This window comes from Frankia sp. CgJB1, assembly GCF_977947065.1.
The window spans coordinates 1-13,216 of the sequence record NZ_CDWTNB010000113.1 but is presented as its reverse complement, the minus strand read 5'-3'; the positions used below and the strand labels follow the sequence as shown (position 1 = coordinate 13,216).

The 13,216-nt window shown below is 72.2% G+C and carries 16 protein-coding genes and 3 pseudogenes; 12 read left to right on the top strand and 7 right to left on the bottom strand.

Translation table 11 applies throughout. The features are described 5' to 3' along the window. Positions 1-252: pseudogene (locus AC08OT_RS13650) on the bottom strand (hypothetical protein); the annotation flags it as partial. A 36-nt stretch (positions 253-288) separates the two neighbouring features. On the opposite strand from AC08OT_RS13650, the gene AC08OT_RS13645 reads away from it, so the two are divergent. Next, positions 289-906, top strand: a complete 618-nt coding sequence (locus tag AC08OT_RS13645) for an adenylate/guanylate cyclase domain-containing protein (protein ID WP_476595474.1) — start codon at positions 289-291, stop codon at positions 904-906. A 392-nt stretch (positions 907-1,298) separates the two neighbouring features. Next, positions 1,299-1,517 (top strand): hypothetical protein, encoded by a 219-nt coding sequence (locus tag AC08OT_RS13640; protein WP_476602875.1) that lies wholly within the window; start codon positions 1,299-1,301, stop codon positions 1,515-1,517. Between the two features lie 74 nt (positions 1,518-1,591). Here the strand turns inward: AC08OT_RS13640 and AC08OT_RS13635 are convergent, their stop codons facing one another. The 3 genes and pseudogenes from AC08OT_RS13635 to AC08OT_RS13625 all read right to left on the bottom strand — a co-directional run bounded on the left by AC08OT_RS13635 (position 1,592) and on the right by AC08OT_RS13625 (position 4,245). Beyond that, positions 1,592-1,957: a WD40 repeat domain-containing protein gene (locus tag AC08OT_RS13635; RefSeq protein WP_476595477.1), complete on the bottom strand. Its 366-nt coding sequence runs from the start codon at positions 1,955-1,957 to the stop codon at positions 1,592-1,594. Between the two features lie 239 nt (positions 1,958-2,196). Beyond that, positions 2,197-2,346: pseudogene (locus AC08OT_RS13630) on the bottom strand (hypothetical protein); the annotation flags it as partial. Positions 2,347-3,396: 1,050 nt separating this feature from the next. Continuing rightward, positions 3,397-4,245 (bottom strand): hypothetical protein, encoded by an 849-nt coding sequence (locus tag AC08OT_RS13625; protein ID WP_476602874.1) that lies wholly within the window; start codon positions 4,243-4,245, stop codon positions 3,397-3,399. Between the two features lie 535 nt (positions 4,246-4,780). On the opposite strand from AC08OT_RS13625, the gene AC08OT_RS13620 reads away from it, so the two are divergent. Continuing rightward, positions 4,781-5,020 (top strand): hypothetical protein, encoded by a 240-nt coding sequence (locus tag AC08OT_RS13620; RefSeq protein WP_476593013.1) that lies wholly within the window; start codon positions 4,781-4,783, stop codon positions 5,018-5,020. Between the two features lie 69 nt (positions 5,021-5,089). On the opposite strand, the gene AC08OT_RS13615 is transcribed toward AC08OT_RS13620, so the two are convergent. Continuing rightward, complete coding sequence (locus tag AC08OT_RS13615) at positions 5,090-6,178, bottom strand: site-specific integrase (RefSeq protein ID WP_476593012.1); 1,089 nt, start codon at positions 6,176-6,178, stop codon at positions 5,090-5,092. Positions 6,179-6,381: 203 nt separating this feature from the next. On the opposite strand from AC08OT_RS13615, the gene AC08OT_RS13610 reads away from it, so the two are divergent. From AC08OT_RS13610 to AC08OT_RS13585, 6 genes are all read left to right on the top strand, one after another. After that, the gene (locus AC08OT_RS13610; RefSeq protein WP_476593011.1) at positions 6,382-6,798 is read left to right on the top strand and encodes a PPOX class F420-dependent oxidoreductase; all 417 of its coding nucleotides are present in this window, start codon (positions 6,382-6,384) and stop codon (positions 6,796-6,798) included. Between the two features lie 141 nt (positions 6,799-6,939). Further along, a complete protein-coding gene (locus AC08OT_RS13605) occupies positions 6,940-7,314 on the top strand; it encodes a GlsB/YeaQ/YmgE family stress response membrane protein (protein WP_476602873.1) in 375 nt (124 codons plus the stop codon). Continuing rightward, positions 7,203-7,436, top strand: a complete 234-nt coding sequence (locus tag AC08OT_RS13600) for a Scr1 family TA system antitoxin-like transcriptional regulator (protein ID WP_476602872.1) — start codon at positions 7,203-7,205, stop codon at positions 7,434-7,436. The genes AC08OT_RS13605 and AC08OT_RS13600 overlap by 112 nt, the downstream gene beginning before the upstream one ends. A gap of 12 nt (positions 7,437-7,448) precedes the next feature. Then, the gene (locus AC08OT_RS13595) at positions 7,449-7,940 is read left to right on the top strand and encodes a DUF397 domain-containing protein (RefSeq protein WP_476593003.1); all 492 of its coding nucleotides are present in this window, start codon (positions 7,449-7,451) and stop codon (positions 7,938-7,940) included. 327 nt (positions 7,941-8,267) lie between these two features. Continuing rightward, positions 8,268-9,080: a hypothetical protein gene (locus AC08OT_RS13590; RefSeq protein ID WP_476593002.1), complete on the top strand. Its 813-nt coding sequence runs from the start codon at positions 8,268-8,270 to the stop codon at positions 9,078-9,080. A gap of 40 nt (positions 9,081-9,120) precedes the next feature. Further along, positions 9,121-9,576: a creatininase family protein gene (locus AC08OT_RS13585; protein ID WP_476595467.1), complete on the top strand. Its 456-nt coding sequence runs from the start codon at positions 9,121-9,123 to the stop codon at positions 9,574-9,576. A 190-nt stretch (positions 9,577-9,766) separates the two neighbouring features. On the opposite strand, the gene AC08OT_RS13580 is transcribed toward AC08OT_RS13585, so the two are convergent. Next, the gene (locus AC08OT_RS13580) at positions 9,767-10,087 is read right to left on the bottom strand and encodes a hypothetical protein (protein ID WP_476602871.1); all 321 of its coding nucleotides are present in this window, start codon (positions 10,085-10,087) and stop codon (positions 9,767-9,769) included. 31 nt (positions 10,088-10,118) lie between these two features. On the opposite strand from AC08OT_RS13580, the gene AC08OT_RS13575 reads away from it, so the two are divergent. After that, on the top strand, positions 10,119-11,054 hold the full coding sequence (locus AC08OT_RS13575) for an arylsulfotransferase family protein (RefSeq protein ID WP_476592999.1): 936 nt from the start codon (positions 10,119-10,121) through the stop codon (positions 11,052-11,054). Continuing rightward, positions 11,051-11,344, top strand: a pseudogene (locus tag AC08OT_RS13570) (glycosyltransferase family 2 protein); the annotation flags it as partial. The gene AC08OT_RS13575 and the pseudogene AC08OT_RS13570, both read left to right, overlap by 4 nt. Positions 11,345-11,584: 240 nt before the next feature. On the opposite strand, the gene AC08OT_RS13565 reads toward AC08OT_RS13570, so the two are convergent. Further along, a complete protein-coding gene (locus tag AC08OT_RS13565) occupies positions 11,585-11,902 on the bottom strand; it encodes a TetR/AcrR family transcriptional regulator (protein WP_476595476.1) in 318 nt (105 codons plus the stop codon). Positions 11,903-12,100: 198 nt separating this feature from the next. Between AC08OT_RS13565 and AC08OT_RS13560 the strand changes: the two genes are divergently transcribed. Further along, positions 12,101-12,769 carry a formylglycine-generating enzyme family protein gene (locus AC08OT_RS13560; protein WP_476602870.1) on the top strand — a complete coding sequence of 223 codons (669 nt, stop codon included), beginning with the start codon at positions 12,101-12,103 and terminating at the stop codon, positions 12,767-12,769. Positions 12,770-13,216: the final 447 nt, after the last annotated feature.

Genomic DNA, 13,216 nt, shown 5'->3' with positions numbered 1-13,216 from the left:
GGACCCGCCCCGTGCACTGGACGCGCCCGGCGGACCCGGCGCGGCCGGACCCCCGGACGCGCCCCGCGGCAGGCTCGGACCCCACGCCCGGGACGGCGCCGATCCCCTCGTCGTTGCCCAGTGCGGCCCGGCCGCGGCGGTCGGCGAGTTCTCCTCGTTCCCCGCGCCGCCGCTGACCGGCAGACCGGTCGTCGGCGGCGCTATGCCGACGCCGGGCCCGATCCCCCGGTCGGGCCACGGCGCGGAAATCACGTCTTCACCGGCGGGACGGCGCGTCAGGATGGGACCATGGCACGCGAGGATACCGGCGACATCCGGCAGGACCCGGAACGGGACGCCTGCATCACCGCCACGAGCATGTTCGTGGGCATCACCGGGACCACCGACATCGGCAGAGGAATCGACCCGGAATCGCTGCAGGAGGTCCTGCGGCGGGCGTTCAGCCTCGTGCGCACCATCGTCTCCACGCACGGCGGCTCGGTCGAGAGATTCATCGGTGACGCCGCGTTCGCCCTGTTCGGCGTCCCCCAGCCGAACGTGGACGACGCGCTGCGCGCCGTCCACGCCGCCCTCGAGATCCGGGCCGCGACGGAGGCGCTCAACACCGAACGTCACCACGACCGGGACCTGAGACTGCGCGTGCGGATCGGGATCAACACCGGCGAGGTCACCGTCGCCGCCGGTGGCGTCAGTGCCGGTGGCGTGAGTGGCGACCCGGTGAACGTCGCCTTCCGACTGGAACACGCCGCGCCCGCCGGCGAGATCTTCATCGGCGACACCACCTATCATCTCGTCCGGGACAGCGTCACCGCGAGCGAGGCGGATCCCCTCGTCGTGCAGGGCAGGCCCGTCCCGTTGCGTGTGCACCGGCTGATCGGACTGGCCGCTCCGTCGCCGGCCGCCTGAGCACCACCGGTGCCCCGCCCCGGCTCCGTGGGCGAGCGGGACGAAGGGCGGTGCGGGACTGCCAGCGGACTGTCAGCGGCGCCGGACGCGACGTGAACCGGTCCGCGGGATGACGGCCGGTTGGGGGCCGCGGCCCAGCCCGCCGTGGCGGACCTGCATGTGGGTGGCGAGCAGTTGGGATGCCTCGGCCTTGGTGGGGACCCGGATCCGAGATGATACCGCAGTACGTGCAGGTGTATCTGGCCATCATGAGGTCCCTTCGGATGCTCGGGTAGGGCCAGAATGCGGCAATGCCGCGACAGATGCATCACATTCCCAGTTCGCATACCTATCTGAAACGCTAATCTCCCACGTGTTTGCATGTCAATCTGGTACGCCCATAAGGTGGGTGGATGCCCCGCCCGCCGTGGACGCCGAGGACGCAGGCTCACCATGAGCTCATGGCCGCCCTGTCCGCCTCAGTCGATGCCACCTGCGAGGCGGAGGAGAGAATGTGGGAGGCCGCCCGCGCCGGCGGAGTGCCGATCGACCTGGTGGCCGCGCTCACCCGGCGCGGACGGACCACCATCTACCGCCATCTCCCCCTTGGGCAGGATCTCGGCGACGCCTGAACGCGCACCGCTTCGCCGGCGGTGGACCGGCGTCCCCGGCCCCGATCCCGGCGTGGCGTCCCCGGCCCGGCCCCTCAGCGGCCAGGGAACAGCTCCCACCCGGCGGTGACGCGGTCGGCGCCGGCGGTGGCCAGCAGCCGGCTGTCCGGGGCGAAGGCCACCTCGTGCACCGGCCCGCCGTGCGGGGGCAGCCGGTGGGCGGGCCCGGAACACTCTGGATCGGTGACCTCGCGCAGGGTCACGGTCTGCTCGCCGCCGCCGGCGGCGAGCAGGGTGCCGTCCGGGCTGAAGGCGAGCGTGTGCACGGCCCGGCGATGGTCGGCGACCGCGGCCAGCACGGTCTGGGCCGTGGGGTCGGCGACCGAGTAGACCCGGATGGTCCGGTCCCTGCCGGCGGCGGCGAGCAGATCACCGTCCGGGCTGAACGCGACCGTGTGCACGGGACCGCGATGCCCGGCGAGGACCGCAGCCCGCCGGGGAGCCCCCGGTTCGGCCAGGTCCCACAGCAGCACCGCCCGGTCGTCGCCGACGGTGGCCAGCAGCGTGCCCCCGGGCTGAAGGCGAGATCGTGCAGGTAGCCGCGATGCCCGGTCAGCGTCATCAGCGTCATCAGCGGCAGTGGGCGGGTGGGGTCGCCGACCTGCCAGAGCACGGTGGTGCCGGCGTCCCCGGCGGCGGCGAGCACCCGCCCGTCCGGGCTGAACGTCACCGCCCGCACCCACTCCTGGTTGATCCGCCGCCCGTAGCCGACGGTCGCGATCAGTCGCGGCGGGGCGGGGAACGCCCACGCCCACAGCCGTACGGTCGTGTCGGTGCCGCCGGTGGCCAGCAGCGAGCCGGAGGGGCTTGAACGCCACGCTCATCGGATGACCGCGCTCCTGCGGCAGCACCGCGACCCGTCGTGCCGCGCTGAGATCCCGGGAGCCCGGGTGTGCGTGCCCGGCGCGGGAACGGTGCGGGCGCCGGCCGGGCCCCGTCGCATCCGCCGGGACCTCCGGGACCTCCGCCGGGACCTCCGCGGGAAAGGGGGGTGGCACGAGCCCCCCGGCCGGCCACGGGGCAACGACCGTGACCTGGCGTAGCAGCCAGTCGCGGGCGGTGGTGGCGTCCAGCCCGAACAGGTCGAAGGCGAGCAGATGCCCGAACGGGCCGGGCCGGGCGCCCTGCCGGTCCTCCCCGCGCCGTTCCCCCGACACCCGCCGTTCCCCCGGCAGGGGCGCCCGTTCCCCCGAGGGCGGCATTCGCACCGTCCCCCGCCGCGGGACCGGACCGCCGGCACCGGCACGGCGGCCCCGGCCTGGGCCGAGCGGGTGAGCGCGGCCAGGTAGGCGGACGACCAGATCAGCAGGATCTCCCCGCCGAGGGTGAGATGCCGGTCCAGGTCGAGCGCCGGGTCGCCGGGGAGCGCCGTGTCCCCGGCGGGGTCGGGTCCCGCGGGGGCCGCGGTCAGCGGATGGCTCACAACCCGGTAGCCGGCCTGCTCGAGCTGCCAGGCCAGCCAGCGCGCCCACGCGGCGTCCCGCGGCGCGTTCGCGTGGGACAGGATGATGTCCCACGACGGACCCGCCGCGGCCGCCCCGACATCGGTACCCGCGTCCGGCGGGAGCACCTGGAACACCTGGCGAGGCGAACCGAACTCCCTGGGCCCATCGGAAACATCGGGCACATCGGTCGGGGTGCTGCCCGTCCCGGCCGGGGGACCGTCCTCGCCGTCTGTGCCGCGGACGTGATCGGCCCCGGCGCTGCCCCTGCTCACACCCAGCAGCCTGCCACGCCCACCCTACCCCCAAAAAGATGATCATAAATGCCGATCGGGGGACGAGTCTGGCCGGTGCCGTTCCCGCCGCCGAAAGCGGACCGGTTACCGCCCCCTGTGCCGTCATCGGCAGGCCATTGTCACATCCGGTTCACCGTCACATCCGGTTCCCATGGCGGGCCTTCCCCCCCCCGCGGACCCGGCGGACAACGGCGATCCCGTGCCTGCGGGCGGATGCACGCCGTCGGTACGGGCGAGGTCTGGGAAGGCCCCGTCGGCAATCGGGGGGAGCATAAGCATCCGACGGTGTTCCGTTCGGTGCTCTGCGATGGCGCGGCGTAGCCGCCGGACACCGTGTCCCCCGATCCCGCAGAGCGCCTGATCGATTTCAGCGAGCCTTTCGTCGCACGTGGTGATCGCCTCCGCGGCCGCTCGGCTCTGCTCATCGAACGGCCTTCTGGTCATTTCCATGCTCAGGGCCAGGCAGGGATTGAACATACTTTTGTTGTCCAGGAGAGGAATCAGGTCGCCGGCGATCCGCCGGAGCTCCTCACCGGACAATTCACTGGGCATGCTCTTCGTGCCGAGAAGCAGGGTGAACCCGGCCATGATACTCTGGACATGCTGTTCGAACGACACGTCGGTGTCCGCCCGCGCCCCATACGGGCCGTCGGTCGCGTGCGGGAAGGCCCGGCGATACAGCGCGGCGTACTCATCCAGTATGGTCTTTCGCTCCGCGGCTGGCGTCTTCGCGGCGGAGAACCACAGCCGAAGCTCCGTCTCGAAGTAAGCCCAGCGGGCGGCGGACTGCCCCGTTCCGGTCAGGTAGAAGCGGCCGATCCGCGCCGCGAGGTTGCGGTGTTCGTCCCGGCCCGCCCCGTCAGGGGCAAGCTCGCGGGCGATCGCACCCAACGACACTCCGTACCGTTTGTAGTGCTGCTCGTAGGATTCGGAATGAAATAAATTGTTCACTTCGGGGTCCTCGCGAGCCCGTGACCTGCGAAGACGCATATTGGCTTGCATTAATTACTTCATTACGAATTCGTAGTCCTTGTAGCGGCGGGCCAGGAGAGCGTCGAGGTGGGAGTCCCCGGTTGCGCGCGGTGGCTGTTGTGGTTTACCGGACATGGCACCTTCTCGTGGACGATCGCGGGGACGCGGGAGCCGGAAAGAATGCGTCAGGAGTTGCCGCATTGACCCTCCGGATACGGCGTGATCCATCGCGTAGGAGGATATGAATGCACGGCGGTTGCCGCATTCGGCATCGGCGTCGACCTCCCTTGGTCCGGTGACGAAGCATCTTGCCACGCATTCCTTGCGTTGAGTAAGAAGGGTGCATGCAGGCCAGGACTCGATCCACGCCACCTTATTGCCCGGTACCGCCGGTCCAGTGAACAGGCCCAGGCACCGTGCTATTCGACACCCGCTTCCCGAGGAGTATCCTGCGATGAATCATCGCCGCCCGCGTCGACGACGCCGTCGGGACAGGCGCGAGCACCCGCGTCCGTTGCTCCTTCGCCTGCCGGGCGGCGCCCGCCGCGAGAACCCGCGCGCCGCGGTGGGCGCGCCGGCGAGGCCGGACTCCCCGGTCGCCGGGGACCGTCACGGCGAATCCGACGGGCATCGTCGGGTCGGTTACGCCGCATGCACGATAGTCGCGGTCGCCGGCGGGGGCGCGCTGCTGCGGGCGGGGCTGGTCAGCGCCGACGGGCTCGTCGTCCAGCTATGGGGGTCCTGGTCGCGTTGATCGTCGACGGCTTCCTACGGAGTCGACGGTGATGGCCGCGGCCACGGGACGGCAACAGGCCGGTCGGGTTCACAGCCCGACGCGGCCGGAGGGGTTGTCGCGGTCGAACAGCCGTCCGGCGCGGACGTAGCTGTCGAGCGACGCCGAGGAGCGCCACCGGCCCTGGCGCATGATCGACCGGTCGGCGACACCGGCGCGGGCGGCGGCGGTGGCGAACCCGGAGCGCAGCGAATGCCCGGCGAAGTCGGCCGGGTCGAGTCCGGCGGCGGCCACCCGGCGCTGCACGATCCGGGCCACCGAGCCCGGGTAGAGCCGCCCCGGCGCGACCTGCCCGTGCCGGTTGACCGCGCGGAACGCCGGCCCGTCGGTCAGCGCGGCGGCGCCCGCCCAGGCCCGCCAGGCCCGTACCGGGCAGGTCGGCCGGTAGGAGCCGTAGGCGACGCCGACCAGGGCACCGGCGGCCTCCTGGTCGGTCTTCGACGCCCGGATCGTCAGGACGACTCCGTCGGGGGTCTCGAGCAGGTCGGCGACGTCGAGGCCGACGAGTTCGGAGCGGCGCAGGCAGCCGGCGAACCCGATCAGCAGCAGTGCCCGGTCGCGGACGTCGGCGAGGTTGTCGTCGCGCAGCCCGGCGACGACCCGGGCCAGCAGGGAGGTGTCCAGCGCGGTCTTGCGGTCCGGGCGGACCCCGCGGGTGCGGCGGATACCGTCCCAGACGGCGCAGACCTCCGGTGCGCTCGCCGGGTTGGGATGGCGACCGAGCTGGTGGGAGACGGAGATCGCGGCGAGCCGGCGGCGGATCGTCGAGGGCTTGTACCCGGCGTCGGCGAGCGTGGCGAGGTAACCGGCGACCGTCGCCGGGGTCGCCGGCAGCGGGCACAGCGGCACCGTCTGGCGTTCACACCAGGCCCGGAACTGGCGCAGGTCACTGTCGTAGGCCCGCCAGGTCGCCGTGGAACGCGCGGCGCGGGCGTAGCCCCCTACCCGGGCGAGCAGATCGGCGGTGAGCTGCTCGTCGGTGCCCGGCGCCAGGACCGGCACCGGCGGCTGTGCCGCGCCGGCGGAGCCGGCCGGTAGCGCACGGGGGCCGGGGATCGGTATGGTGGCCTCGTCGTTCACCGCCGGGGCGTCCGGACATCCTGGAACATCGAGACCCACCCTAGTCCGCCGCGGCTCGCGCCCGGGATCGTGGACGGGCTCCGAGGCACGCGGTGTGAAGCTCAGCGGCGTCCTCGGCCGCCCGGCGGGGAACCGGTAATAGCCGTCACCGGTACGCTATCGCCTCGGCCTCAACAGCGCTTGAGCTTCTAGTGTCGGGGCGGTCCCGCGGCCCCGCTCCGCCCCACCAGAGGAGGCAAGCCATGACCTTCACCGAGCTCGAGACCGACTACCTGCGCACCCAGCCCCTGGGCCGGCTGGCGACCGTGCGTGCCGACGGCACCCCGCAGGTCAACCCGGTCGGGTTCAGCCTCAACGAGAAGCTGGGCACGATCGACATCGGCGGGTACAACATGGCCGCGAGCCAGAAGTTCCACAACGTCTCCCGGCAGGGCAGGGCCGCGATCGTCATCGACGACATCGTCTCCAGTGACCCGTGGCGGGTGCGTTTCCTGGAGATCCGCGGCGCCGCGGAGGCCATCCAGGCCCCGGACGGTCCCGCCGGCCGCATCGACGGTGCGATCATCCGCATCCATCCTCGGCGGATCATCAGCTTCGCCCTCGACACCCCCGACCGTGAGCCGCACGAGGTCACCATCCAGCGGCGCACCATCTCCTGAGTCATCTCGACGGGCAGGCTGTCCGCGGGACGACGTTCCGGACGTTGTTTGACGAACCGGGTCGGTCGGGTATACGGCGGACGTCCTAGCTCCTCGATCATCGGTCGGCCATCGATAATCATTACTGGCCGGAGGTCTTCCGTGGTCTGGACCCTCATCAGCTGGGTGCTGCTTGGTCTCGTTGCCGGCGCGGTCGTGCGCCTGCTCGTGCCCGGGCCCGACCCGATGAGTATCCCTGCGACGATCCTGCTCGGCATCGTCGGCTCGTTCGTCGGCGGTTTCCTCGGCTACGTCCTGTTCAACCGTGATCTCAGCGAGGGCGCGCTGCAACCGTCCGGCATCGTCGGTTCGATCATCGGGGGTATCGTCGTGCTGCTACGGTGCGGGTGCTGCCGATCGAGGCGGTGGTGCGCGACTACCAGACGCTGCCGGGAGCGCTGTCGCTCTACACCTACCCCGACCCGGGCGACCCGGTGGTGGCGGCGATTGAGTCTATCACCACCGACGTCATCGTGACCGACTCGGCGCAGGTCGCCCGCTACGCCGAGCGGTACGACCTGCTGGCCGAGGTGGCGCTGTCTCCCGCCGGCAGCGTCGAGTTCATCAGCCAGGCCGCGACGAAGCTGCCTGACCGTTAGGAAGCGATCACCATGAACAGTGCTGTGAGCACGCCCGCCATCGCCCCTCTCGTCACCGCTTGGCGCAAGTCCACTCGCAGCGAGCCGACTGCCAACTGCGTTCAGGTGGCCGCGGCCGGATCTGGCGCGGCCCGCCGGATAGGCGTCCGCGACTCCAAGTTCCCGTCGGGCCCCGACCTGTGGTTCACCCCGGACGTCTGGGCGGCCTTCGTCGACGAGACCAGGAGGCAGGCCGGCGCGCAGATCTGGGGCAGCGTTGGGGATGGCGGTATCATCACCGGGCACATTCCGGCCGAGCAGGTCCCGGCGGACTTCCGCCGGGACGACAAGGTCTTCGAGCCGGGGCGGCAGGCGATCATGGTGCGGGGCGTCGCTGGTCTGGGCGGCACGGTCCTCTACTTCACCGAGTCCGAGTGGGGTGCCTTCGTGGCCGGTGTGACCGACGGCGAGTTCGACGACCTGCTCGGCGGCTTGGCGGAGGAGCCAGTGCGGCACGGCAGGTAGCGCGACCGACGTCCCCAGCCGTCAGGGGCCGCAGCCGTTCCAGAAGGCTGCGGCCCCTGACTCCTTCTCGCGCCCTTCCGCCCTACCGCGCGGCGCCGAAAACCCGTCAGGGGCTTGTCACGTTCGGTCCGGACTCAGATACTGTCCTCACGATGTGAGTTCCTGCACTGTGCAGAGTGGTGCGCAGTGACAAGCGCCCGCCGTCCGCGCCCGGTACGAGCCCGCCGGCGTGGAGGTGTTCGCGAGTGCCACCTGCGACCGGGCCGGTGCCGTGGGCGGCGACTTACTTCCAGAACGTCGACTGACCCAACTGGGAGGAAGACCGCCATGACCGACGCGATGAGGATCTGGTGCGCTGCCGGGCAGCGGCTGTGCAACTTCGGCTGCCCGTACTGCGTGTCGACCGGGGACTGGTCCAAGAGCCGCCGCTACGACTGGACCAACCCGGCCGACCGGGACGTGCTGGCGGCCGTGGTCGGCTGGATCGGGAACCGACCGCATCCGGTCGAGGTCCGCCTGGGCAGCCTCGGCGAACCGTTCACGTCCTCGTTCTTCCTCCAACAGGCCGGTTGGCTCACCCGCCAGGACAACGTCCGCTACGTGGAGCTGCTGTCGAACGCCTCGCTGCTCGAGCGTCGCCTGCCCCTGCTGGCCGAGGCCGCCGAGATGGCCAAGGTGTCGCTGTGGCTGACCTGGCACCCCGGCCAGATCAGCCTGGAGAAGTTCATCGACGCCGCCGCGCTCGCCCGCGATGCCTACGGCTGCTTCGTCGTCGTAAACGCGCTGCTGTTCGACCCCGGCGAGGCTGCGCAGGCCCGGCGGGCACGCGACCCGGCGCTGACCAGGCTTGCGCTCACCGCGCTCGCCGGCCCGCGGGGTCTGGAGTGCCGGGCAGGGCACGACTACCTGTTCATCGACATCCACGGGGTGGCCTACCGCTGTTCGCGCTACTCCGCCGAGGACCTGCACCCGGTCGGCCGCGTCCAGGACGCGGGGTTCTGCCTGGAGAACTACGGGGCGACCTGGGCGCCGTGTGCCGCAGACGGCGGCTGCTGCAACAAGGAGGACTTCCTCAATCTGCGCCTGGGCGAGCGGCTCCGGCCGCGCGGGCTCCCCAGCCTGGGCTGGACCGGAGCCTGACCCCAGCCCGCCCCTCGAACCCGCCCGGAAAGGGATGCCGATGCTGCTCGGCGAGATGACCTGGCCCGCCTTCGACGACGCGACCCGCGATCCGGCTCCCGACACCGGTGAAGCCGCCAGCGTGGTGATCGTGCCCGTGGGCGCGGTCGAGCCCCACGGCCCGCACCTGCCGCTGGCCGCCGACACGATGATCAGCGACTACTTCGCCGGCCGGCTCGCCCGCGACCTTCCCGGCGCCCTCATCGCCCCGACCCTCGGCTACGGGGTCGCGACACCGCCCCAGCGCCTCGGCGGCGACTTCCCAGGCGTCCTTAACCTCAGCGGCGACCTCTTCACCCGCCTGATCACCGAGGTGCTCACCGGGCTCGCGCGCCACGGCCTGCGCCGCCTCGTCGTCGTCAACTCCGCGATCGACAACATCAGCTTCCTCTGCGAGGCCGCGCGGATCATCACCGACGCCATCCCCGGCACCCGGGTGATGATCGTGAACTGGTAGGACGTGGTCGGCGAGGACTTCCGCGACGCCCTGGCCGCCGAGACCGGCATTCCCCGCGACGTCGACCACCACGCGAGCATGGTCGAGTCCAGCCTGGTCATGCACATCGTCCCGCACACCACCCGCCCCGCCGGTTCACCTATCACCTTTTCCCGCTCCCGGCGGACGCCGCCACCGTCGGCGGCGTCGTCTACACCGCGACGGGCTCCAGCCCCACGCTCGGCGAGCAGGTCGCCCGCCGCCTCGCCGACGCCGTGCGCCAGGAGATGCGGTGACCGGCGAGAACCCAGACCGCGGCAGGCCGGACGACGTCCTGCTGCTGTTCTCGCCGTCGGCGTCGTACCCGGACCCGGTGGCGTGCCTGACCGATCAAGACGGCCGGCTCGTACACGCCTGGAGCAACGCCGCCGGGCAGCCCGACCCCGGCGACGACCCGCCGTCGTACCTGCGCGGCTGGAACCACGTCGAGCTCGGCCCCGACGGAAGCCTGTACGCGATCGTGCCGCTGCACGCGGTGCTGAAAACTCCGCCCCGACTCCAGCGTGGCCTGGAGCACCCCGGTGCCCGCCCACCACGACCTGGACGTCGCCGCGGACGGGCGGGTGCACGTCCTGACCGAGCAGCCCCGCCTCATCCCGGCGCCCGGCGGCCCGTACCTGCTGCTGGACAACCAGATCACCGTCCTCGACGCCGGCGGGCGGCCAGCCGAGCAGCACTCGCTGTACGACCTGCTCGCCACCGTCGACCACCTGCGCGGTCTAGTCCACGACGAGCTCGCCCGCCGCGCCACGGCGACGTCCGGATGCGCTGACCTGCACCGACTCGCGGGGCGACGCGGGCGAGAGGTCTCCCGTGTGCTGCGGGACCTGCCCGGCTCGCCGTGCGACGTGCTGCACGCCAACACCCTGGAGACCGTGCCCGCCCATCCGGCAGGCCTGTGGGACGACGGCGACACCCTGGTCGCGGTGCGCGAGCTCGACCTGATCGCCGTCGTCAACCCGCGCGCCGGTGCGGTGCGCTGGTGGTGGGGACCCGGCCAGCTGTCCGGGCCGCACCAGCCCTCCGCCCTGCCCGGCGGCAGCGTGCTGGTGTTCGACAACGGGCGCGCCGTGCGCCGCTCCCGCGTCCTGGAGATCGACCCCGCCACTGGCGAGATCGTGTTCACCTACGACGCCGATCCACCAGACGCGCTGTTCACCGAACTCGCCGGAGGCTGCCAGCAACTCCCGGGCGGAACCCTGCTCGTCACCGACGCCCAGCACGGCCGCGGCATCGAGATCGGCCGCGACGGCCGCGCCCTGCGGGAACTCCGCATCCGCACGAAGCAGGCGGGCGGCGGGAACTCCCGCTGTGACATCTACCGACTGGCCGCCGTCCCGGCCCGAACCGCCGCGCGCCTGACCGCGCCCGGCGGCCGGGCCTGGCAGCTGGCCACCACCCGAGTCCGCTGCCAGCCCTACGCCGGGAGCAGCCAGTGATCAGTGTCGTCATCCCCATCGCCGACCGGCCCGCGCACCTGGACCGGGCCCTGCGCAGCCTGGACCGCCAGAGCCTGCGCGACTTCGAGGTCATCGTCGTCGCCGACGGCGGCACCCCACCCGAGCAGGTCATCGACGCCTGGGGCGGGCGGCTCGCGATCATCCTGTTGGAGCTGCCAGAGCGGCGGAGCGTCTCGCACGCCCGCAACCTGGGCGCCGCCACCGCCTCCGGAGACCTGATCGCCTTCCTGGATGACGATGACGTCTTCCTGCCCGACCACCTGGCCGTCGCCGCCGCCTACCGGCGCAGCCCGACCCCCTTCACCCTCGCCCACCGTCGCATCTACGCCGCCTGGCCCGCCGACGATCCCCTCGTGGTCGGCTACCGGCGCTGGATCGCCGAGTTCGACGAGCGCCTGGACGCTGCCATCGAGTACGACCGGCCCGTGCCGCCGCACGCCTTCGAGCACGCCGTCCGGACCCTCTACCCGGCCTTCGTCGCGGCGGAGCCTGCCGACCCGGCGCTGCAGTCAGTCGGCCACCGCGGCGAAGAAGCCGCGGTTGTCCGCGGCGGTGCGCTCATCGATCGTGCCGCGCAGGACATCGACCGGCGCGGTCAGCAGCAGTCGGGCCAGCGGCGGATGCTCTTCCACCCACCGCAGATGGCGGGTGACCAGGCGGATCACGCCGTCGCGGGGCCCGGTCGAGGTGTGCAGCTCACCCCACAGCGCGCTCTGATGATCGGCAAGACCCGCACCCACCACGGCCGCGGCCAGGTCCCCCCGGGTGGGGAAGTAGTGAAACAGGCTGCCGTTACTGACACCGGCCCGGCGCCGAACCGCCTGCATGGACGTGGCCTCCCAGCCCTGCTCCAGCACGCAGGCCACGGCCGCGTCCACCAGCCGGGCCCGACTGGGCGCTACCCCGACGCCTCCCATAATCCCGACACCGCCCATAGAATAACACTCTAGACGGACAGCCCGCGCGCCTACCGGGACTCTCCGTGCGGACGAGCTTCGGTAAGATCGCCGGCCATGGACGCGGGCGTGGGAAACACGTTGATCTCCATCCCGCCGGGGCGGGTGACGCTGTGCGACCGGCGAACGCAGCGCAGCTGGTCGGTCGAGCTCGCGCCGTACTGTCTCGCGGCGTTTCCGGTCACCCAGGAGCAGTACGCGGCGGTTGTCGGCCAGCGGCCGGGCTCGGCCCACGGGGACCGGTTGCCCGTCGAGGGGGTTTCCTGGTGGGACGCGGTCCGATTCTGCAACGCCCTGTCCCACCGTGACGGGATGGCGCCCGCGTACCGTGTCCAGGCCGACGGCGAGGGTGCCGAGTGGGACACCCGCGCCGAGGGGTACCGGCTGCCGACCGAGGCTGAGTGGGAGTACGCCGCCCGGGCCGGCACGAGCGGCCCGCGGTACGGGCCGCTCGACGACATTGCCTGGTACCGCGGCAACTCCCACGGGCGAATCCACGACGTGGGCGGTAAACAGCCCAACTCCTGGGGCCTGTACGACATGCTGGGCAACGTGTGGGACTGGTGCTGGGACCTGTACGACACCGAGGTCTACATCAGGTGGGGCCTGATCAGGTGGGGCCGGGGCGGGTGGGGCTGGCGCGCACGGCGCGAAGCTCCGCGGTCAGTTCGTCGGCCTGGCGTTCGGCGCGTTCGGCGCGGGCCCGGGCCTCGGCGCGGGCCTCGCCGATCACAGTGAGACGTTCGGCGGCGGCCTGACGTTCGCCGGCCAGGCGGGCCTCGCTCTCGGAGCGGACGCGGTCGAGTTCGGCCGCCGCCTCGGCACGCACCCGCTCAGCCTCGGCGGCCGCGGCCGCGCGGACCTGGTCGAGCTGCGCCGCCGCCTCGGCGTGGATCCGGGTGATCTCGGTGTCGGCGGCGGCGCGGCCGCGGGCGGCCTCGGCGCGTTCGCGGCGGATGTCCTCGCGCAGGGCGTCGCGTTCGGCGCGTAGCTCGGTGAGGGTGTGCGCGTCGCGTTCGGCGGCGCGCCGGGCCTCCTCCAGCCGCGTTGAGGCCTGCTCCCGGGCGGCGACGGCCTCGTCGATGCGCCGTGCGGCCTCGGCGCGGGCCGCCTCGAGCTGGTCCCGCGCCGCCCGGTGGGCCGCCTTGACCTCGGTGGCGGCACGGGCGGTGGCGGTCTGGACCT

Bases quoted from the DNA above. Each gene is read 5' to 3' on its own strand.
- AC08OT_RS13640 (WP_476602875.1), top strand. From the start codon at position 1,299: ATGCCCCGCCCGCCGTGGACGCCGAGGACGCAGGCTCACCATGAGCTC.
- AC08OT_RS13585 (WP_476595467.1), top strand. From the start codon at position 9,121: ATGCTGCTCGGCGAGATGACCTGGCCCGCCTTCGACGACGCGACCCGC.
- AC08OT_RS13565 (WP_476595476.1), bottom strand. From the start codon at position 11,902: ATGCAGGCGGTTCGGCGCCGGGCCGGTGTCAGTAACGGCAGCCTGTTT.
- AC08OT_RS13610 (WP_476593011.1), top strand. From the start codon at position 6,382: ATGACCTTCACCGAGCTCGAGACCGACTACCTGCGCACCCAGCCCCTG.
- AC08OT_RS13590 (WP_476593002.1), top strand. From the start codon at position 8,268: ATGACCGACGCGATGAGGATCTGGTGCGCTGCCGGGCAGCGGCTGTGC.
- AC08OT_RS13595 (WP_476593003.1), top strand. From the start codon at position 7,449: ATGAACAGTGCTGTGAGCACGCCCGCCATCGCCCCTCTCGTCACCGCT.
- AC08OT_RS13645 (WP_476595474.1), top strand. From the start codon at position 289: ATGGCACGCGAGGATACCGGCGACATCCGGCAGGACCCGGAACGGGAC.